Consider the following 19329-nt stretch of genomic DNA (forward strand, 5'->3'; position numbering starts at 1 on the left):
GTATTCCCTCCATCTAAACTGTATTTGTTACATGTAGCAGTATAGGGGTTAAAGTGTACTTTAAAGCAAGAATGAGATTGAGAAATAGGTTCAGCAGTTTAAATTTGTTTCTTCTTGACTTAAAGTGAACTTTAAGTGTTATCTTCAAAAACAGCAGGATAAAGAGGTGAAAAATATGAATATTACGCAAGTGGCAAAGCAGTTTGGCCTAACAGCCGCAACGCTCCGATATTATGAACGTGTTGGATTGATCCCGCCGGTAAAACGAAAAGAAAGCGGCATCCGCGATTATGATGAAGAAGATATCAAATGGGTTGAATTCATCAAATGCATGCGAAATGCTGGACTAACGATAGACGCGTTAATTGAATATACAACGTTATTTACTGAAGGAGACCGAACACTAGAAGCCCGCAAAAATATCCTGGCTGACGAAAAACAGCGATTGATAGAAAAGCGGAAAGAAATTGATGAAACAATAAAAAGATTAAATCAAAAAATTGAGGATTATGATGGGAAATTGCGCGAAAATGAGGACAAACTCAAAAGCAGACCTAGAACGGAAAGTCTTCATGGATAAGTACCAGTAAGGTTAGAAGGAGTTAAACATTCTATCTTTGTTTAACATTCTTTGCATCCTAAAAGGGCAGGTTAAAACTAAGGACAAAAGAAAAATTCAGATTTGTTTGGGGGGATTACCTTTCTCAAACATCGCTTGGTAAAAGGTTCTATATTGTAAAATAAAATATTGGCTTAACAGTCTCTTTATATGTATCTTAGCAGAAGAAAATCATACACAAGACGGGGTGGATACGATTACTTATTCGATTGGTGAATTTGCAAAAATAACCGGCATGACTACGAGCACACTCAGGTATTATGAAAAGGAAGGTCTGCTTATTCCTCATCGAAATGAGAATAATATAAGAGAATTTACCGATCAAGATATAGGCTGGGTTCAATTTTTGCTCCACTTGAAAGATTCAGGAATGTCGATGACTGAGTTAAAACAATATACAAAATGGCGTGCAATGGGGGATGAGACGATTCATGAGAGGATGAACTTACTTGAAAAGCGTAAGCGTCTGGTGGAATTAGAAATTCAAGCTTTGCAGCAGAATCTAGTTATATTAGACCGTAAGATTACATTTTATAGAGATCAGCTAAAAGGGGATAAATATGAGTTTGTCCTTTATCCAAATGAAGATGAAAAGTCATCGTTTTAAGGCGGAAGGGGAACTCTTTTAAAAGAGAAATTTCCTTCAGCCTTTCTTTATTGGAATGAAATAGCAGTTGAAAAGGAAAGCTGATTTTTCGATGTGAAAAACAGCTTTCATTACTTTATCAACGATTTGAGCTAAAAAAATTTCACGCTACTTATCATGAAAAACTTTAGTTGAAATGAGTTTATTAGTCAGATTTTCTCTCGAAGCCGTTTTATATCTTCTCTAGGCGCAAAACCAAACATTCGGGAATATTCACGGCTGAATTGTGATGGGCTTTCATAGCCGACTCGGAATGCAGCGTCTGCAGCATCTGTTGAATTAGTTAACAATAGGCGTCTAGCTTCCTGGAGTCTCAACTGTTTTTGGAACTGAATCGGACTCATAGCTGTTATGGATTTAAAGTGCCTGTGCAGGGAAGAAACACTCATATTTGCAATATCTGCAAGCTCCTCGACACGAAAAGTCCGATTATAGTTTTTCATGATGTGTTCGATTACATCTTTGATTCGATAGGTATAGCTCCCCTCAATCGCTATTTGTTCCAAGACGCCTCCATGCGGCCCTTGCAGAACCCTATAAAGGATCTCCTTTGTGAAAATAGGTGCAAGTACCGGGATGTCTCGCGGATTGTCTAACAGAGAGGCTAATCTGACTACAGCATCCAGCAAAGATGGCTCTATTTTACTGACAAACATAGCTCGTTTCGCACTTTTTTCCGGCCTTGCTTGTATGTCAGAATCACTTAAAACCTCTAAGACTTGGCTCGGAGTAAATTCTAGTTTAAGAGCTAAATACGGAGCAGCAGTTGAGGCATTGATAACTTGCCCGGTGACTGGCAAGTTAACAGAAGCCACAAGGTAATCGGCAGAGCTGTACCTAAAGCGCTCTTTTGACAGCAGTACCTCCTTCTCACCTTGAATGATAACGCAAAAAGACGGCTTGTAAACGCCATAAACCGGTTGGGCAACATGAGATTCTCTGACGAAAAACAAAGACGGTATATCCGTCTCGTGAACACCGTCCTGCCTTGAATAACGCTTCATGAGTTCGGCAAGTTCTGTTTGCTGTTGGGATATTTGCACAGACATATCTGATTTCTCCTTATTATGAGCTTGATATGTTTTATTATAGTGCTTATTTGTAAATTGTGTAATTGGTGTGAGAGGATTAGGCAATCTTTTGATACGAATGGGATAACGATTGCTTTTTCATTCATTGCATAATGAGTAGTACATCATAAAGGAAAGAGAGGGTTCATCAAATGGAATATGTAAAACTCGGAAACACAGGCTTAGACGTTTCAAGGCTATGTCTTGGCTGTATGAGCTTTGGTTCAGCAGAAAAGTGGGTGCATCAATGGGTACTCGATGAAAATAATAGCCGCCCTATTATAAAAAAAGCGCTGGAACTGGGCATCAATTTCTTTGATACGGCAAATGTATATTCGATGGGAGCAAGCGAGGAAATCCTTGGACGGGCACTAAAGGATTATGCCAAACGTGATGAAATTGTACTTGCGACGAAGGTTCATCAGCGAATGCATGAAGGTCCGAATGGAGCCGGGCTTTCACGGAAGGCAATCTTGAGTGAAATAGACAAAAGTCTCAAGAGGCTGGGAACCGATTATGTCGATCTTTATATCATTCACCGCTGGGATGAAAGTACACCTATTGAAGAAACGATGGAAGCATTACATGATGTTGTAAAGGCGGGGAAGGCAAGATATATCGGTGCTTCTGCAATGTATGCATGGCAATTTCAAAAGGCATTACATGTAGCAGAAAAATATGGATGGACAAAGTTTGTATCGATGCAGAACCACTTAAACCTTATATACCGTGAAGAGGAGAGGGAGATGCTGCCACTTTGTAAAGAGGAGAAAATCGGAGTGACTCCATACAGTCCTCTCGCATCCGGAAGATTGACTCGTGACTGGTCTGAAACTACGCATCGTTCTGAAACCGATCAAATTCAAAAATCCAAATACGATCCGACTGCAGATGCAGATCGGCTAGTCGTGAAGCGGGTTGCAGAAATTGCTGAAAAACGCGGTGTTCCCCGTATTCATATCGCGCTTGCCTGGCTGCTGCAGAAAGAGCCCGTAACAGCTCCTATTATCGGTGCTACGAAAATGTCACACCTTCAAGATGCCGTAGGTGCCCTTGCAGTTAAATTAACGCCTGAAGAAGTTAGGTTTCTAGAAGAACCATATGTACCTCACCAAATAGTTGGTCATCATTAATTGTGGTCGAAAACGATATTGTTGGAACAACAAGATATCATGCTTTCGAACTGAGAGAAAGAATAGAGGGCTTATGAATAAAAACTGGTCTATTCCAATTCTTTAAGGAATTCTCAGGCCTAAGGAGCAGGGAGAATGATAGAAAAACAGTATACAATTATCGCGAGTACAGGCTTCGCACGTGCAGCGGCCTTGTTAGTACGTGCGGCTTGTCAATTTAGCTCCAGTATATATCTTGAATATCAAGGGCAAGCTGTCGATCTGAAAAATACACCCAAGTCCCTCATTGATGTGATGTCACTAGGAATTAAACCTAATACCCACATTAGGATAAGAGCTAATGGTGTTGACAAGTATCAGGCTTTACAAGCGATAGAAGATCATTTGCAACAAAATAATTTCACAAAGAACTGAGTGAGAAAACCTTCTCTTTTTTTATTAGCATTTTCAGGGACTCGCTCCAAGTCCCCCTTTTTTTATATGAGAGTTTTATTAACTGCTTTTCTTCAAAGAAACCAACTCATTCTTCATTTAAAAGCCGATTCATATCAAACCAATTAGATTTTTAATCTTACAATAGGGAATGCAATAGCTCTGTAAACACAAGATCCTTTACAAATTTTCGGCTGTTTTTTCCGTAATAAAAAAGGCATCCATAAGGATGCCTAAAATGAGTCTTTACTAGATGTTTATCTGTTGCATCTTTTTACTGGTTTACAACATGGATTTCTTAAGTCACTTCCACAATCATATTCCTCAACGATATTTTCATTCTCTACAGATTGTGTCACTGGATAATAATTTTCTACTCTTGTAACATTTCTATTAACATTAACAATATGAGTAGGCTGAACACGTCTAACAGTACGTTCATTTGTTGTCGTATTTACAACATTTCGTGTGGGAGAAACAATTGTCTCTACATTATTGCCCCCATTACTTCCATTAAAGCCATTAAAGCCATTGAAGCTATTGGTACCGTTGTTCCCGCGGCGAGAGCCGAACATGAATTCGTCCACATTTCTAAACCCACCGTTGCTGCAGCTCATCAAAATCACCCTCTCCAAAAATCTTGTCTTACAATATAAGTTATGATGAAGAAAAAAGGTTGTCCTAGACAAGAAACTCATATTATAAAAAATCCGCTATCATTTTAGGATTTCGGATACACATGACAAGAAAGAGGGCATAGTTTTCTATCATTTTGATTTAGAAAACTAGAATGAGTAATCTATGCAGCTTTTAGTCATAACATTGGTGACGAGTTCAGAAAGTGGTTTCAGATAACCATGTGACTGGAAGCTATAAAAATGGAGATTCTACGGCTGCTGGTTGATAGAAAAGGCATACTGTGTCCTTATAGCTACGAAACGTGTATGAAAAACAAGTGTATGTGGTTCTTTATTTTTCAGTCTAATGATGTAGCTTATATAAGCTAAATGTATAAAGAATTTTTTCCCCATTTTAGATATATTAGAAGAGGAGGTGCAAATGGTGAAAATAAAAAATCTTGAGATATTTGTTTCTAATTTCCATGAAACTGTAAGCTTTTATAAAGATACCCTACAATTTAAAAGGCTGTTGCTGACTGATACATTAGCCACATTTCAAGTGGGAGAAAGCATTTTAACCTTGCATCAAGATAAAGCGAATCGCTATTCCTATCATTTTGCGTTTAATATCCATTCGAATATTTTCGCAGAAGCTAAAGAATGGCTGAAAAAGAGGGTTGATTTACTTGAAGAAGATGGTGATGATGTAGTGTATTTTTCAAATGCAAAGGCAAGATCGGCATATTTTGAAGATCCAGCAGGTAATATTGTTGAGTTTATTTCTCGATTAGAAACTTCTCCGGAAACGACGTCAAAAGAATTCACGCCCGACAATGTAATAGGGATAAGCGAGATTGGTTTATCTACAAATCATGTTGAAGAATGTTTTGATTACCTTTTAAAGTTGGGAATTCGGCAAAGAAATGATGAACCTTTTTCAAAAAGTCATTTACATTTCATGGGGGAGTATGAAGAGGGAGTCTATATTTTATTAGGTCCTGTCGGCAGAAGGTGGATATTCTCGGATAAATACAGTATAGATGCACCACTTATGATTGAAACTGACCGAGGGATCATCAAAAATTTTGATTAGTAATCAAGCTTTTAATTGGTGTGTGACATATCTTTCATGCATTATTTTTGCTTGCATTGTAATCCCTATATTCCCAAATTTTATCCTCCCTGATGTCGGAAAATTCAGTAATAATGACACTTCTCATATACCTGTTTGATGGTAATATGATCAATACCTGTATTCTCATGGTCTTCAAAATTAACGATTTCTACTTTGTTTGTACGTTTCGCATGCTGTAAGCGATAGTTTACATAGTCAACTGCTATGACACGTTTTGCGCCTTTTAGCCAACAAAACTTTTGAGCAAACAGGCCGACTGGTCCGCAGCCGAGAACGATAACTGTATCGCCGTCTTTTACGCTGGCATTGTCCACACTCCAAAAGCCGGTGGTCATGGCATCGGCAATCACGCTTAATTTCTCATCGGGTTTCTCACAAGATTCAGGGATTTTAAAATGGGTGAAATTCGCAAACGGCACTCTTAAATATTCGGCTTGCCCGCCTGGATAACCGCCAGTTTGCCCTGAATAGCCGAAATAAGTACCCATTTCCCCATTGTCATTAGACTGATCACATTGGCTTTCCAGCTGGTTTTTACAAAAAAAAGCATTCCCCGCAGGCGATCGTAAAAGGGATAATGACGCGGTCACCTTTTTTTACCTTTGTAACCCCTGGCCCAACTTCTTCAACAATTCCCATCGGTTCATGGTCGATGACATAGTCTTCATGCATATTAGGAATGAATCCATGGATTAAGTGTAAATCTGATCCGCAAATGGCTGTACTGGTGACTTTGATAATCATGTCATCGGATTTTTCAATCTTTGGATCGGGGACATCTTTGACAACAAACATTTTTAGTGCCTTGATACGTTACTGCCTCCATGCTTAAAACCTCCAGTGTTAGTGTTCATCAGGTGTCCGATCAAACATCCCTTTGCGATTTGTTTCATCAGGAAAGAGGTTCATATTGCTGACCATGATCGTGTTTTTTGCAGAGAGCTGATCCAGCTTATACTGTTCGCTCAGCTCATATTGATGGAACCATTTTTTGCTGATCATCAGTTCCGTAATCTCTTGGTGCATCGCAATTCCTTGCATCAGCTGTTTCCGCAGCAAGGCTCTTACATCTGGTGAAGCGGTTTCTATCAAAGCTACAGCAGTATTCCTTACGCCTTCCTTAGCTCGTATAAGAAAATCCATCGCGAATGTAGTGTCTGCTAGTTCAGGCACATTCAGCGAATTAATGGGGTCTAAATGATCATTATTCAAAGAGGCTTACCTTCCTTTCAATTGATGATTGGCGTTGGGCGGCTTTGAGGGACAGGGGCCTGAAATGAGGCACGCTCATACACAGCCTGTAATTCAGTAAGGTCTTGAATGGATTGCTGCACATCTTTTTGCATCAAGTCCTTCAGTTCTTGGTCAAACACAAGCCCTTGCATTAACTTTGATTTCGCTATACAAAGTGTTTTAAAGTTCACGATGTCATGTAAGTCAACAGCCTCGTGAGCTGCCAATGTTTGAGGATCCATATTGATGTAACCTCCTTTTATCAACGTTACATTTCCCGAAATGACGTTGAAGCTTACAGAAAGTACACTCGGTATCATTTTTTGTTTTAAGAATCGCTGTTTTTGCTCGTTAGCGTACATTTCTTATGACATGGAATAAACTGCACTTAAATCTGAAATAAGGTGAAGTATGGAAATTTATTTATGTAAACTTGACATAGTGCTGTCAGGTTTCCTTTTGTATCATTAAATTGGATGACCAGTAAAAAGTATGGTTTTATAGGAGGCACTCGATATGAAGCTGTTACAAATTAGACTTTTGGTGAATGATTTTAAGAAAAGCGTCGAGTTTTACAAAGATTCATTAGGACTTCCAATAAGTTGGTTAGAGAATGAAATGGAATATGCACTCTTTGATAATGGGGAAACGAAAATAGAGCTTTTATCTCGAGAAACGATGGCTGATATCGTTGGAGAGGAAAAAAAGCCCTTGGAAGGAGAAGCTCAATCAAAATTTTTGCTTCAGTTTAAGGTAGAAGATGTTGATAGAACATATGACGATTTACACGAAAAAGGAGTTAAATGTGTGAATAAACCGCATGATCGCAAGGAATGGAGCGCCCGAGTTGCTCACTTCAGAGATCCAGATCATAATCTGATTGAAATATATAAAATGTTATGATTTTTCGACTCGCAAAATCATAGAATAACGTTTGATAACGTACCTAAACATTTTTATACGCCCTGGTAAAAGAAAGCAAAGTCATAATAGGTTGCGGACACTGAACTTGCAGCATTTACGCTGATTTGTTTGGTGTCCGTTTTTGATTGGTGAAAAAGGTGGAGTATCCATGAATCGAGGAGAAGCGTGGATACAAGGCAGCAGTACACTGATTGAGTTAATTGGTGGGCACGAAACCGCTAGATCCATGTCCTTTTTCCTAATTGTCAATCGTGATTACTGACTGGATAAATGATTAAAAGCCAAATTTAACACACCATCAGTATCAAGCCTGACTACCATTTATTTTGTATCCTTAATTGTCGAAAACATAGGAATAATTCCACTTTTGAAAGATCTAGTTTATGGTACATTGATAAATATATGGGAGGGGGCATGGTATCTGAAAGTAAATCCTTAACTGGATGTAAGAAAGTCAAAACGTACGGCATTTATAAGGGGAGGGTATAAGATGAATAAGCTAAAGAGGCTAAGTATGCTAACGGTGATGATTGCATCTGTGTTCATTTTTTCTAGCCATGCACTTGCAGTTCAGTATTATACGGTTTCAACAAGCAGCGGTGCTCCTGTCAATATGCGCAGCGGCCCAGGTACAAGTTGGGGGATTGTGACTACTATTCCGAGCGGAACCCGCATCCCGATCTACTGCTACAAAACCGGTACAACTGTAACTGGAAAGTATGGAACGAGTAATATTTGGAACTACACAGAACGGACGCTTGCAAGCGGAGAGATCGTTCCTGGATTTGTCTCTGATACATATATGTATACAGGCTCAGACGGCCCGGTAGTTCCTAAATGCAGCTGGTAGCATATGTTCTATCGTTCTTAAAATGAAGAAATTGAAGAAAGAGGGATGACATTGACTAAACTGAAAAAGCTGAGTATGTTAACCGTGATGATCGCATCATTATTCATTTTTTCCAATCACGCACTTGCCGTTCAGTACTTTACTGTCTCAACAAGCAGCGGTGCTCCTGTCAATATGCGCAGCGGTCCAGGTACAAACTATCCTATTATGCTTTCCATTCCTAGCGGCTCACGTGTTCCTTACTATTGTTACGCTTATGGGACGACTGTTACTGGAAAGTATGGAACGAGTAATATTTGGGATCAAATCCAGTGGAAAGATTCACGTGGTGTCGTGAATATTGGATATGTTTCTGACACGTATGTGTACACAGGTTCAGACGGCCCGGTCGGTTACAAATGCAACTAGCTGTATAATTCGTACAATAGAGTATCTTCAAGAGAAACCATACCAACAATATTGGTATGGTTTTTGCTATTATTATGTCTTCCGCACCTGCATTAGTGGAATGTCGCTATCGAGCGCTTCATCCATAATACGGAACGCGGTCTTTTCATCTGTATCGACCCACCTAAACATAAACGGCTGACCCGCAATCCTGTTCTTCCTTAAAAAGGTATACTTCACAACAAATCTCTCCTCATGGATTATCATAGATTTTCGTATTTTAAAAGAATATCTGATTAACGAAGTAGGATTCTAATGAAATCGCCATCTGCTCCCGGCAACATTCAAGCGAGATTAGAACCATTTTCCCTTTGATTTTTGAACAAGATAATTGTATAATACAAATCGTAATTATTTCGGTTTGGGAAAAGGAGTGTTGTAATGAAAATTTTATTTGCAAAGAGATTAGGGATATTTATGATTGGTTTATTACTAATATTGGCAGGATGTCAGACTTCAGGTTCATCTAAAGGTGAGTCTAATAAAACAACAACATCATCCTCAGCAGGTGAAGAAAAAACTTCTAACACGCAAGAGCAAACATCAGAATCTCATGATCACGATCATGATCATAGCCATAGTCATGCACATGATGAAGAGACAGAAAAAATTTATGAAGGCTATTTTAAAAACAGCCAAGTAAAGGATCGCTCACTTTCTGATTGGGAAGGAGACTGGCAATCTGTATATCCGTACCTGCAAGATGGTACTCTTGACGAAGTATTTTCATATAAATCAAAACATGAAGATGACAAGACAGCTGAAGAATATAAAGAATATTATAAAAAAGGGTATCAAACCGATGTTGACCGTATTGTAATCCAGAAAGATACTGTAACGTTCTTCAAAAATGGAAAAGAGTATTCAGGTAAGTATACGTATGACGGGTACGAAATTCTAACCTATGATGCGGGAAATAGAGGGGTAAGATACATATTCAAACGAGCTAAAAAAGCTGAAGGACTTCCTCAGTATATTCAGTTTAGTGATCATAGTATCTACCCGACTAAAGCTAGCCATTACCATCTGTATTGGGGTGAGGACCGTGAAGCTTTACTTGATGAAGTCAAACACTGGCCTACCTACTACCCGTCAAAAATGGATGGACACGATATTGCCCATGAGATGATGGCGCATTAAATGAAGAGGAACATACCATGCATTTCTATTACACAAACGGTGATTTTTTCACTGTGGAAAATTGATAAAATGGGGAAAAACAAGCTTAGTCCTTTATGGAGTTTGAATGTTTAAATACTTTTAGCTGCTGACTCCTCGTCAGCAGCTTTTTTGCCCTCTTTCGTTTTTATCCGTTTCTTTCTCTTCGCAACGGGGATTGACGGCTCATTAACAAAGTTAAGATACGTAATAACTTAACGGGTTGGGTAAAAGCTTTTTGGAGATAGGGTGAAGAGTAGGGGAGAGTATGAGGAAAAAATGAAATGACTAAAGATGAAGAAGCACTTGGTAGTGGCTTTATTTTCTCTGGTATTATTTCGAAGTTCTGTGAGTGTATGTTATGCGAACACAATAACGAAAGCAAAAACAGTAAGAAAAAGAACCAATGGTTTAAAGCCAACGGTTCTTTTTCAATGTCCTATTTAATGCAGGAAAATTGATTAAAATGTGGCATGTGTAGCCGTGAGTTGAAAGCAGTTAACGGTGCAACCGTTCTATTGAAATTAGCACTCCATGCTTTGAACAACAAGAGACATGCCGTGCTCGTTAAAGCAAATATCATGAAAAAACGATGTAACCGGAAATGCTGTATATCTATACGCGATTTTCTTCCATCGTTCCACTTCCTATCGAACGAAAGCGCGGGTGTTCTGCAAGTATGGAGCTTCTCATTTCTTTTACTGCTGGAAGGTCTGATGCAAAGAACTGAAGTTTGGACTCGTATAGCTCAACTAATTTTCCGTTATCTAGAACACCTAATGTGTCACTCAATTGATAAGCGGCTTTCAAATCATGCGTAATAAAAAAATACGATAACCCAAACTCGTCTTTGAGCTCTTTTAACAAATCGAGTATAAGCGTTTGGGTAACCATGTCCAGACTGCTGACTGATTCGTCTAAAACGATCAGTTTCGGTTTGAGTGAGATTGCCCTGGCGATATTGATCCGCTGCAATTGCCCGCCGCTGAATTGGTGCGGATATTTTGTTAAATCATCTTCACTTAGGCCTACTCTTTCCAACAACTCAATAATGGTTCGTCTTTGTTCCGCCGCAGTGAGGGTTTCATAGTTTTCTAATGGTTCTGCAATAATCTGTTCCGCCGTCATTCGCGGGTTGACGGACGAGTATGAATCTTGAAAGACAGCTTGAAGGTCACGGCGGATTTTTCGCCGGATCGATTTATCTACGCTATACATATCATGGCCTTGAAAAAGGATTTGACCTGATTGCGGCCGTTCTAAACCAAGCAACACTTTTCCCAATGTACTCTTACCGGCTCCACTTGGCCCAATCAAGCCTAAGCATGTACCCTTCTCAATCGAAAAGCTGACATCAGATAGGACTTGTTTAGATTGAAATTTCCATTTGAATAATGAACGCTCCGCATAACGATGAGAGACTTCTTTCACTTGTAATAAACTCACTTGTTCACCTCATTAAAATGCGCTCTTCCGTCAAATTGACCCAATGGCACGTTCATCAATTGGCAATGTCAAACGTGCCCCTAATAGCTTCTTTGTATATTCATGCTTTGGTGCATCAAACAGCTGAAACACATCTGCTTTTTCTGCGATTCTTCCTTTCTGCATCACAGCGACTTCATCCGCCATTTCAGCAATGACGCCCAGATCATGAGATATAAGCAAAATCGCCGTTCCGCATTCAGAGCGCATGGCGTCTAAATGTTTCAGCACGGTCTTCTGATTATTTACGTCTAGTGCGGTTGTTGGTTCATCCGCAATGAGAATGCTTGGATGTAAGCATACCGCGGTTGCAATCATCACCCGTTGAAGCATTCCGCCGCTTAATTGAAAAGGGTAAGATTTTAAAAGTTTAATAGGATTGGATAAGCTCACATTATGCAACGCTTCGATTGCAAGCTCCTTTGCCTGCTTTTTGTTAAAAGACGTATGAGAGCGAATCGTTTCAATCATTTGATGACCAATCGTAAAAACGGGGGTAAAAGCGTTCATCGGATTTTGCATAATATAGGCAATTTCTTTGCCGCGCATTTTGCGCATTTCTTTATCTGCCAATCCGTTTAATTCTCGGCCTAGGAGTGAAATGCTTCCTTTCACCTTGGTTGTTTTCTGATGAAGCATTTGAAGAATGGACATGCCTGTTACTGTTTTTCCACATCCGCTTTCACCAATCAGGCCGAGGACTTGACCGCGCTTCAGTTCGAAATTGACGTCTTGCACTAGAGTAGAAACTCCTTTGTGCGTTTTCGCCTGTACATGCAAATCTCTAACTTGCAGCACCGGTGATTGTTCTGTTCCCAACTTCCTCATTCCTTTTTATCATCGACGTTTGACTCCGTATTTTTCTGATAAGCTTTCGCCCAATAAATTGAACGTTACAACCACAATCATGATCATCATCCCTGGATAAATCATCAACTCAGGGTTCGTCCGGATATACGATTTACCTTCATGAATCATCGCTCCCCATTCCGCAGCCGGTGGCTGGACGCCTAGTCCAAGAAACGACATAGCGGATATGTCCATAATGGCCCAGCCCATTTCCAATGTACCCATGACAACGAGGGGAGGGAGCACATTAGGTATGATATGTTTTTTCAGAATCTTCCATTGTGATGATCCATTGATTTGTGCGGCTTTTATAAAGTTTTCCTCTTTCAGACTAAGCACCATTCCTCTAAAGATTCTCGCATAATAGACCCATTGCACAAGCATGAGGGCAAGAATGACTTGAGGAAGTCCAGGTCCGAATATGCCCACTAGACCAAGAACTAAAATTAAGTTCGGGAAGGCCATCACACCATCACAACATCTCATTAACAGATGATCAATCCATCCGCCTTTATATCCCGAAATCGTACCGACGATGAGACCGATCACAAGTGAGGAAATAAAAATGAGCACTGCAAATCCCAAAGAAATTCGTGTTCCGTACAAAAGGCGAGATAAGTTGCATCTTCCTAAATGATCAGTTCCTAAAGGGAACTCCAAGGATGGAGGGTGCAGCTTATATGCCAAATGAACAGCAACAGGGTTATTCGGCGCAATCCAAGGGGCAAATACAGCGATGAGAAATAGAATTGATAATATGATGATACATGCTGTTATCACTTTTTGACTTTTACATATCATGCGTATGCTTGTGATCATCAATACTGCCCTTCTTTCCTGGAAATGCGCGGATCAATAAACATTTGAATGAGATCAACGATTAAGCTACTCAATATAAAAAATGTGGCGGCTATGAACACATAGCATTGAATGACAGGGATGTCACGATTGAAAATGGCCTCAATAAAATAACGGCCAAAGCCAGGCCAAGAAAAAACCACTTCAACAATAATGGTTCCGGTGAGAAGTTTGCCAAGATTCATTCCTAGGCCTGTAATCATCGGAGAAATGGCCATTTTCAATACATGCTTAGCCATAATGCTTTTATTCTTCAAGCCTCTGATTTTTGCGTATACTACATATGGTTCTTGCAGGTTTTCTATAACACTGGCGCGCAAAAGTCTTGTATACATAGCAATTAAAGGAAGTGCCAGCGTCATTGACGGCAGTACGAGGTGCTGCCATGTCCCAATTCCTTCTACTGGAAAAAGATCTAATTGAACAGAAAAGAAAAAAACCAACATATACCCTAACCAAAAAGTTGGAATGGATGCCCCGAAAAAGGAAATGAAGCGACTGATATGATCAATTGCACGATTTCTTTTCATTCCCGCAAGGAAGCCGAGAGGCACGCTGACAAGCACCGCGATCAATAAACTACCAAGCGCAAGTTCGATCGTTGCTGGCATTCGGAGTGTAACCTCGTCCCAAACCGGCTTATTCGAAACATAAGAAATGCCGAAATCGAATTGGCATTTCTTCAAAATAGAGTTTACATATTGAATAAAGAATGGTTGATCTAAGCCAAACTCATGTCTTTTTTGCTCTAGGATGTTATCGGTTGGCTGGATATGCGCTGCGGCTACATACGCTTCAGCCGGGTCAACCGGTGAGAGTTGAATCATTCCAGTTGTCAGAAGTGTAGCTAAAAGAAACACTGGTATAATGGACATGATTCGTTTCAATATATAGATGCCCATAAAAGCCTCCTACTGCTTAATGCGAATACCTGTAAATGGATGTTCATCACGGTTGGCAGGGAAAGTAAAGTCTGTAATATTCTTTTGGTAGATCGCTGTCTTTTTTATATAAGAGATCGGAACGATGGCTCCCTGATCTTGAAGGGATGTTAAAATAGATGAGTAAAGATGTTGACGCTCTTTTTTATCAGTTGTTTCAGGAACTTTTGCCATCTGCTTCAATAGCTTATCCTTGTTTGGATATGCCGAAATCGCTTCATTAAATCCAAATCCTTTTGACGCGGCAATGTTTACAAATGTATGCGGATCATAGGGTGCGCCATAGTTGCTAAAGAAGTTCATATCAAATTCATTCGCTTTGAACCGTTTAACCTGAGTCGCCAATTCTACTCCTTCAAGATTCAACTTCACCCCGATCGCTGCCCACTCTGCTTGCAGCGTTTCTGCCATTGCTTTTTGAATGGATTCCGCTGAATCATACATTAAACTAAATTCAAGAGGCTTTCCGTCTTTCTCACGCACTGTCTTGCCATTCGGAAGCTTCCAACCTGCTGCATCTAATAACGCTCCCGCTTTTTCCGCATCATATTTCACTGGCTTTACATCAATATCAGACGTGTATGGTAAGGTTGTCGGCAAAATATAATCTGCTTTTTCTTCTAATCCGGAGGTAATGCCTTCCACCATGGCGTCTTTATTAAAACCATAGTGCAGGGCTTGGCGAACACGTTCATCAGAAAGCTGTTCTTTTTTTGTATTCATGACAAGCTGTCTCGTCGCCACCGGTTCGGAAAGGCTTGTTTCATATTGACCTGTCGATTGCAGCTGCTTATATGCATCCAAGCTGATGACGCCTTCACCGTAAATTAAGTCCAGTTCACCTTTTTCAAATGCAAGTACTCTTGTTTCTGCATCTGGGATGACTTTCACCTTGATTTTCTCGACTTTAGGCTTTTCACCCCAATAATTTTCATTGCGTTTAAAAATCGCATATTCATCGGTTTTATGCTCTTCCAATACCCATGGGCCTGTCCCGACCGGTTTTACTACACCTTTTGATGTATCGCCACCCTTAGGGAACCCAGCCTCACCTAAAAACCGAACAGGCCGTACAACTGCAAGCTCCTGAATGGTTGGATAATATGATTCAGTCAGTGTCAATTGAAATGTATGATTATCGATCACTTTTGTTTGAGCTATTTTTGTAATAAATCCTAACCAGCTATGTAACTCAGGATGTTTTAAAATGGAGTCAAAATTCTTTTTCACGATTTTTGCATTAAATGTTGTCCCGTCAGAAAATGTTACATTCTTACGCAAATGAAACGTATACACTTTGCCGTCATGAGATATATCCCAAGACTCAGCCAAATGCGGCTTAAGCTTTCCGCCCGCTTCATAAGAGACCAAAGGCTCGTACACCATTGACTGCGTAAACAATTGGGAAGGATTATAGACATGTGGGTTTATTTCTCCTATATCTCTAGGCCAAGCAATTGTGACCATATTGTGAGGAGCTTTCTTCTCTGTTTGTCCTGCATTTGTACATCCTGCTAATAAAATAGAAAAGATGAGTATCGATACGAAAGTAAATTTAATTTTCAAACGAATCTTCCCGCTAAGCATCTGTATTTCCCCCTAATTGATGTTGATAATCATTTTCATTTTAAGGAGGCAGCATACCCTTGTCAATGTAAGAATATAGGTATTGTTTTGGAACCTGATGTTCTGCCAACGGCAGTGGGCAGTAATCGCAACAAAAACAAGTAATTGATTTCGAAAAGGGTAACAAGTAATCCTTCGAATGATTAAGATGCACCGACTTAGCATAACCAGACGGGAAAAGTTGTCATATATTACTATCTTTTAATAGTGGAGAAGATCTCTCCGAAAACTCCAATAGAATTGAAAGAGAAAGAACAGAAAACTTTTATACGCTGAAATAAAGTAGAGAAAGGACATCTCCTGCGGGGAGTTTTTTAATACAGAGGAGTTGAAAAAACTGAGTCAAATTAATGTACTTCTAAGATTTTCACAGGGAGGGGTGCTTAGAGTATTCTTTAACTTTAGTTTGACCAATTGTAGTGATTTATTATCTGGGCCATATTTGCAGGCAAGGATCCTAGTCGAAGCGGTCAAACTGTAATAGCCGTGAACAAGATTATTTATTGAATTATTGATCTTTGTCACTTTTTTTGTTTTATATTGCTACACTATATAATTCAGCTGAGCGTATAAAATGGCTCTGGATCAATATGAATGATGTAAGGTAAAACTGTGGACGTTTTAAAAAAGCTCATAGAGTTTCAGAAAGATCAAGATTTGTAATTTATATTTCTCTGTTACAGAAAATTTGTCAGGATAAGGAGTTATCACATTACAATACAAAACGCCATAAAGATTTCTTATGGCGTTTAGCCGAACAGGGAGGTGCTGCTACGGAGGAGTTAGTCTAGATTTAACTTAATATCTAAAGAAAGCTGCTCCGACAATGATTAACAAGATGAATAGCACCACAATTAACGCGAAGGAACTACCGTAACCATTAGACATATTGCCACCTCCTTTAGTGAGGGTAGTATAAGATATGCCAAACGATAGTTTTCGACATAGATTTACGTCTAAATGAGAAAAAATGAATTTTTTGTCTAAAAAACAAATGAAAACGCCATAAAAGTTTCTTATGGCGTCAAACAGAACATGGAGGTATTCCTGCATATCGCGTTAAATAGGAACGCCTTCAGGATAGCCTCCGAAGAAAGCTGCTCCAACAATGATTAGTAAGATGAATAGCACCACGATTAATGCGAAGGAGCTACCACAACCATTTGAGTATCCCATATGTCCACCTCCTTTAAAAGAGGATAGTACATGATATGCCGATCGAGTTCCTTCGATAGGGATGCTAGTTGAAATAAATTTTAAATTGATATTTTAGTCTAAATTGAAATAGAGATCATTGTTAGGCAAGTATTGTCCACATCGGATCTTGCCAGAGTTAAGGCTGTCATAGAAGCCGATTGGAAGGTGCCGGGCGGGAAATCAGGCTCAAGCCAAACAAGTGCGGCCAAGAAAAAACCATTAGCCCAAGCAGCAAACAAACGTCTTATACGCGCCGTCTGGCATTTTCAAGTGAAGGGCCCAACGAGAGAGGGGAAGGTAACACAAATTCAAAAAGTACTGGCGGCAACCAAGATAAAGGAGCGAACAATACCGATAAAGACGGCAATTATGGAACGTAAACGATATCGGAAATTGAGTCTCTCTTGAAATAAACTGGAGAAAATACGTCGGCACACAATTATATACCTGCTCTTTTTTATATGCACCTCTACTTGGATACTATGTTCTAGGTAGGGGGCTTATTTTTGTTTGTATATCTCAGGCTGTTACACTCCTTAAAGAAAACTTTTACTCATGGGAACTTCATTAATGTTGTACATTATTAAAAATTTTATCCTAATTCTTATGTAATATGTGTTTCTTTCTGATTTGAAGTGTATACATAATTAGCAATTTAATTATAAATTGTGAAGAAATAAACCTTCTCAACTATCCCCCTGTTGTCTTGGCAACGATTCATGCACCTTACAAGTGATGAAGCATTATAGCCCTACACTTAACCAAACGATAAACTAGAAGGATTGGATTAAAAAAGAGTTGTATCCTGATATTAATTTGGGTATATTGTATATAAAGTATATATACAATATGATAGCGGGGTTTTATATGCAAATTATCATTTCAAATCATTCAAAAGATCCTATTTATGAGCAAATTTATACTCAAATTAAAAAACATATTTTGACCAATGAATTACATGCAGGGCAATCCTTACCTTCAATGCGACAGTTAGCGAAGGATTTGGATATTAGTGTTATTACAACAAAACGCGCCTATGAGGAACTGGAGAAGAACGGATTCATATATTCGGTTGTTGGGAAAGGTTCTTTTGTATCGGACCAGGACAGTGAGATGATGAAAGAGAGAAAAATGAAGGTAATTGAAGAGCAATTGTTGACGGCAATTCAAAACAGTAAAGAAATTGGCATCTCACTTACAGAATTAAAGGACATACTTACACTGTTATATAGGGAGGAAGAATAGTGGAAAATGTTATTGAATTAAAACATGTTTATAAATCATTTGGTGATTTTCAACTAAAAGATATTTCAATGACAGTTAAAAAAGGATTTATAACTGGGTTTATTGGTGGTAATGGTGTTGGAAAATCTTCAACGATTAAACTTATGATGAACTTATTGCAACCAGATAGCGGGTCAATATCAATTTTTGGGCTAGATCATAAAAAACATGAAAAAGAGATTAAGCGACGGATTGGCTTTGTCTTTGATGAAAATATGTTCTACTCACACATAACATTTGCAGAAATGAAGAAGATGATAAGGCCCTGCTATATGAATTGGGATGATAGCCTATTTAATTACTATGTTGAAAAATTTGAACTGCCGTTAAATAAAAAAATCAAATCATTTTCTAAAGGAATGATGATGAAAGCTTCTTTATCAATAGCCTTATCACATCATGCAGAGTTAATTATTATGGATGAACCTACATCGGGGTTAGACCCAATATTTCGCAGGGAGCTTCTAGATATTCTACATAATATAATGCAAGATGGAAAGAAAACGATCTTCTTTTCTACTCATATTACAACAGATTTAGATCGTATTGCAGATTATATTACTTTTATTCATAATGGCGAGCATATTTTCACAAAGAAGTCTTATCAAATTCAAGAAGAGTATGCCATTGTAAAAGGAGGCATAGAGCTATTAGATCGAGATACAGAACAGGAATTTATCTCCATTCGGAAATCTAATGCTGGTTTTGAGGCATTAACAGCCAATAAAGCACGTATAGAAGATGTGTTTGGTGACTTAGTTTTGATCGAAAAACCAACGATTGAAGAGCTGATGTTCTATACAAAGAAAGGGGCTAAGTAAG

24 protein-coding genes and 3 pseudogenes are annotated in these 19329 nt (G+C 39.0%); 14 read left to right on the top strand and 13 right to left on the bottom strand.

The window, feature by feature from the left end; all coding sequences use genetic code 11:
- The first annotated feature begins 175 nt into the window (after window positions 1-175).
- Window positions 176-580, top strand: a complete 405-nt coding sequence (locus V6D42_RS02015) for a MerR family transcriptional regulator (RefSeq protein ID WP_333512224.1) — start codon at window positions 176-178, stop codon at window positions 578-580.
- A gap of 235 nt (window positions 581-815) precedes the next feature.
- Window positions 816-1226 (top strand): MerR family transcriptional regulator, encoded by a 411-nt coding sequence (locus V6D42_RS02020; RefSeq protein ID WP_333512573.1) that lies wholly within the window; start codon window positions 816-818, stop codon window positions 1224-1226.
- A 188-nt stretch (window positions 1227-1414) separates the two neighbouring features.
- Here the strand turns inward: V6D42_RS02020 and V6D42_RS02025 are convergent, their stop codons facing one another.
- Window positions 1415-2314, bottom strand: a complete 900-nt coding sequence (locus V6D42_RS02025; RefSeq protein WP_333512225.1) for an AraC family transcriptional regulator — start codon at window positions 2312-2314, stop codon at window positions 1415-1417.
- Between the two features lie 173 nt (window positions 2315-2487).
- On the opposite strand from V6D42_RS02025, the gene V6D42_RS02030 reads away from it, so the two are divergent.
- Window positions 2488-3468 carry an aldo/keto reductase gene (locus tag V6D42_RS02030; protein ID WP_333512226.1) on the top strand — a complete coding sequence of 327 codons (981 nt, stop codon included), beginning with the start codon at window positions 2488-2490 and terminating at the stop codon, window positions 3466-3468.
- Between the two features lie 135 nt (window positions 3469-3603).
- The gene (locus V6D42_RS02035; protein ID WP_333512227.1) at window positions 3604-3882 is read left to right on the top strand and encodes an HPr family phosphocarrier protein; all 279 of its coding nucleotides are present in this window, start codon (window positions 3604-3606) and stop codon (window positions 3880-3882) included.
- Between the two features lie 275 nt (window positions 3883-4157).
- Here V6D42_RS02035 and V6D42_RS02040 read toward each other — a convergent pair whose 3' ends face one another.
- Complete coding sequence (locus tag V6D42_RS02040; protein WP_333512228.1) at window positions 4158-4517, bottom strand: CotD family spore coat protein; 360 nt, start codon at window positions 4515-4517, stop codon at window positions 4158-4160.
- A 442-nt stretch (window positions 4518-4959) separates the two neighbouring features.
- Here V6D42_RS02040 and V6D42_RS02045 point away from each other — a divergent pair, with 442 nt between their 5' ends.
- Window positions 4960-5613 carry a VOC family protein gene (locus V6D42_RS02045; protein ID WP_333512229.1) on the top strand — a complete coding sequence of 218 codons (654 nt, stop codon included), beginning with the start codon at window positions 4960-4962 and terminating at the stop codon, window positions 5611-5613.
- A 155-nt stretch (window positions 5614-5768) separates the two neighbouring features.
- On the opposite strand, the pseudogene V6D42_RS02050 reads toward V6D42_RS02045, so the two are convergent.
- The 3 genes and pseudogenes from V6D42_RS02050 to V6D42_RS02060 all read right to left on the bottom strand — a co-directional run.
- A pseudogene (locus V6D42_RS02050) lies at window positions 5769-6481 on the bottom strand (alcohol dehydrogenase catalytic domain-containing protein); the annotation flags it as partial.
- Window positions 6482-6498: 17 nt separating this feature from the next.
- Window positions 6499-6867, bottom strand: coding sequence for a spore coat protein (locus tag V6D42_RS02055; RefSeq protein WP_333512230.1), 369 nt, complete (start codon window positions 6865-6867; stop codon window positions 6499-6501).
- A 17-nt stretch (window positions 6868-6884) separates the two neighbouring features.
- Window positions 6885-7130 carry a spore gernimation protein GerQ gene (locus V6D42_RS02060; RefSeq protein ID WP_333512231.1) on the bottom strand — a complete coding sequence of 82 codons (246 nt, stop codon included), beginning with the start codon at window positions 7128-7130 and terminating at the stop codon, window positions 6885-6887.
- A gap of 274 nt (window positions 7131-7404) precedes the next feature.
- Between V6D42_RS02060 and V6D42_RS02065 the strand changes: the two genes are divergently transcribed.
- The 4 genes and pseudogenes from V6D42_RS02065 (at window position 7405) to V6D42_RS02080 (ending at window position 9070) form a co-directional block, all read left to right on the top strand.
- A complete protein-coding gene (locus tag V6D42_RS02065) occupies window positions 7405-7791 on the top strand; it encodes a VOC family protein (protein WP_333512232.1) in 387 nt (128 codons plus the stop codon).
- Between the two features lie 142 nt (window positions 7792-7933).
- Window positions 7934-8032: pseudogene (locus V6D42_RS02070) on the top strand (hypothetical protein); the annotation flags it as partial.
- A 270-nt stretch (window positions 8033-8302) separates the two neighbouring features.
- A complete protein-coding gene (locus V6D42_RS02075) occupies window positions 8303-8662 on the top strand; it encodes an SH3 domain-containing protein (protein ID WP_333512233.1) in 360 nt (119 codons plus the stop codon).
- Window positions 8663-8713: 51 nt separating this feature from the next.
- A complete protein-coding gene (locus V6D42_RS02080) occupies window positions 8714-9070 on the top strand; it encodes an SH3 domain-containing protein (protein WP_326195325.1) in 357 nt (118 codons plus the stop codon).
- Window positions 9071-9169: 99 nt separating this feature from the next.
- Here the strand turns inward: V6D42_RS02080 and V6D42_RS02085 are convergent.
- A pseudogene (locus V6D42_RS02085) lies at window positions 9170-9289 on the bottom strand (aldo/keto reductase); the annotation flags it as partial.
- 201 nt (window positions 9290-9490) lie between these two features.
- Between V6D42_RS02085 and V6D42_RS02090 the strand changes: the two are divergent.
- Both V6D42_RS02090 and V6D42_RS02095 read left to right on the top strand, forming a co-directional pair.
- Complete coding sequence (locus V6D42_RS02090; RefSeq protein ID WP_333512235.1) at window positions 9491-10249, top strand: metal-binding protein ZinT; 759 nt, start codon at window positions 9491-9493, stop codon at window positions 10247-10249.
- A gap of 302 nt (window positions 10250-10551) precedes the next feature.
- A complete protein-coding gene (locus V6D42_RS02095; RefSeq protein WP_333512236.1) occupies window positions 10552-10728 on the top strand; it encodes a hypothetical protein in 177 nt (58 codons plus the stop codon).
- 154 nt (window positions 10729-10882) lie between these two features.
- On the opposite strand, the gene nikE is transcribed toward V6D42_RS02095, so the two are convergent.
- The 7 genes from nikE to V6D42_RS02130 form a co-directional block, all read right to left on the bottom strand.
- Window positions 10883-11713 (bottom strand): nickel import ATP-binding protein NikE, encoded by an 831-nt coding sequence (nikE, locus tag V6D42_RS02100; protein WP_333512237.1) that lies wholly within the window; start codon window positions 11711-11713, stop codon window positions 10883-10885.
- Window positions 11714-11743: 30 nt separating this feature from the next.
- Complete coding sequence (nikD, locus tag V6D42_RS02105; protein ID WP_333512238.1) at window positions 11744-12571, bottom strand: nickel import ATP-binding protein NikD; 828 nt, start codon at window positions 12569-12571, stop codon at window positions 11744-11746.
- Between the two features lie 18 nt (window positions 12572-12589).
- Entirely contained in the window at window positions 12590-13420 is an 831-nt protein-coding gene (gene nikC, locus V6D42_RS02110) for a nickel ABC transporter permease subunit NikC (RefSeq protein ID WP_095713400.1), read from the bottom strand.
- Complete coding sequence (gene nikB / locus V6D42_RS02115) at window positions 13420-14361, bottom strand: nickel ABC transporter permease subunit NikB (protein ID WP_333512239.1); 942 nt, start codon at window positions 14359-14361, stop codon at window positions 13420-13422. Before nikB ends, nikC begins: the two co-directional genes overlap by 1 nt.
- Before the next feature lie 9 nt (window positions 14362-14370).
- On the bottom strand, window positions 14371-15987 hold the full coding sequence (gene nikA / locus V6D42_RS02120) for a nickel ABC transporter substrate-binding protein (protein WP_333512240.1): 1617 nt from the start codon (window positions 15985-15987) through the stop codon (window positions 14371-14373).
- Window positions 15988-16824: 837 nt separating this feature from the next.
- Window positions 16825-16914: a YjcZ family sporulation protein gene (locus V6D42_RS02125; RefSeq protein WP_024122253.1), complete on the bottom strand. Its 90-nt coding sequence runs from the start codon at window positions 16912-16914 to the stop codon at window positions 16825-16827.
- A gap of 171 nt (window positions 16915-17085) precedes the next feature.
- On the bottom strand, window positions 17086-17202 hold the full coding sequence (locus V6D42_RS02130) for a YjcZ family sporulation protein (RefSeq protein ID WP_010335054.1): 117 nt from the start codon (window positions 17200-17202) through the stop codon (window positions 17086-17088).
- Between the two features lie 132 nt (window positions 17203-17334).
- Here V6D42_RS02130 and V6D42_RS02135 point away from each other — a divergent pair, with 132 nt between their 5' ends.
- From V6D42_RS02135 to V6D42_RS02145, 3 genes are all read left to right on the top strand, one after another.
- The gene (locus tag V6D42_RS02135) at window positions 17335-17631 is read left to right on the top strand and encodes a hypothetical protein (protein ID WP_333512241.1); all 297 of its coding nucleotides are present in this window, start codon (window positions 17335-17337) and stop codon (window positions 17629-17631) included.
- 459 nt (window positions 17632-18090) lie between these two features.
- The gene (locus tag V6D42_RS02140) at window positions 18091-18468 is read left to right on the top strand and encodes a GntR family transcriptional regulator (RefSeq protein ID WP_333512242.1); all 378 of its coding nucleotides are present in this window, start codon (window positions 18091-18093) and stop codon (window positions 18466-18468) included.
- A complete protein-coding gene (locus V6D42_RS02145; RefSeq protein WP_333512243.1) occupies window positions 18468-19328 on the top strand; it encodes an ABC transporter ATP-binding protein in 861 nt (286 codons plus the stop codon). The genes V6D42_RS02140 and V6D42_RS02145 overlap by 1 nt, the downstream gene beginning before the upstream one ends.
- Window position 19329 lies beyond the last annotated feature (1 nt).

Source organism: Bacillus sp. 0909A (assembly GCF_036765115.1).
In the GTDB taxonomy this organism is placed as follows: domain Bacteria; phylum Bacillota; class Bacilli; order Bacillales; family Bacillaceae; genus Bacillus; species Bacillus mojavensis.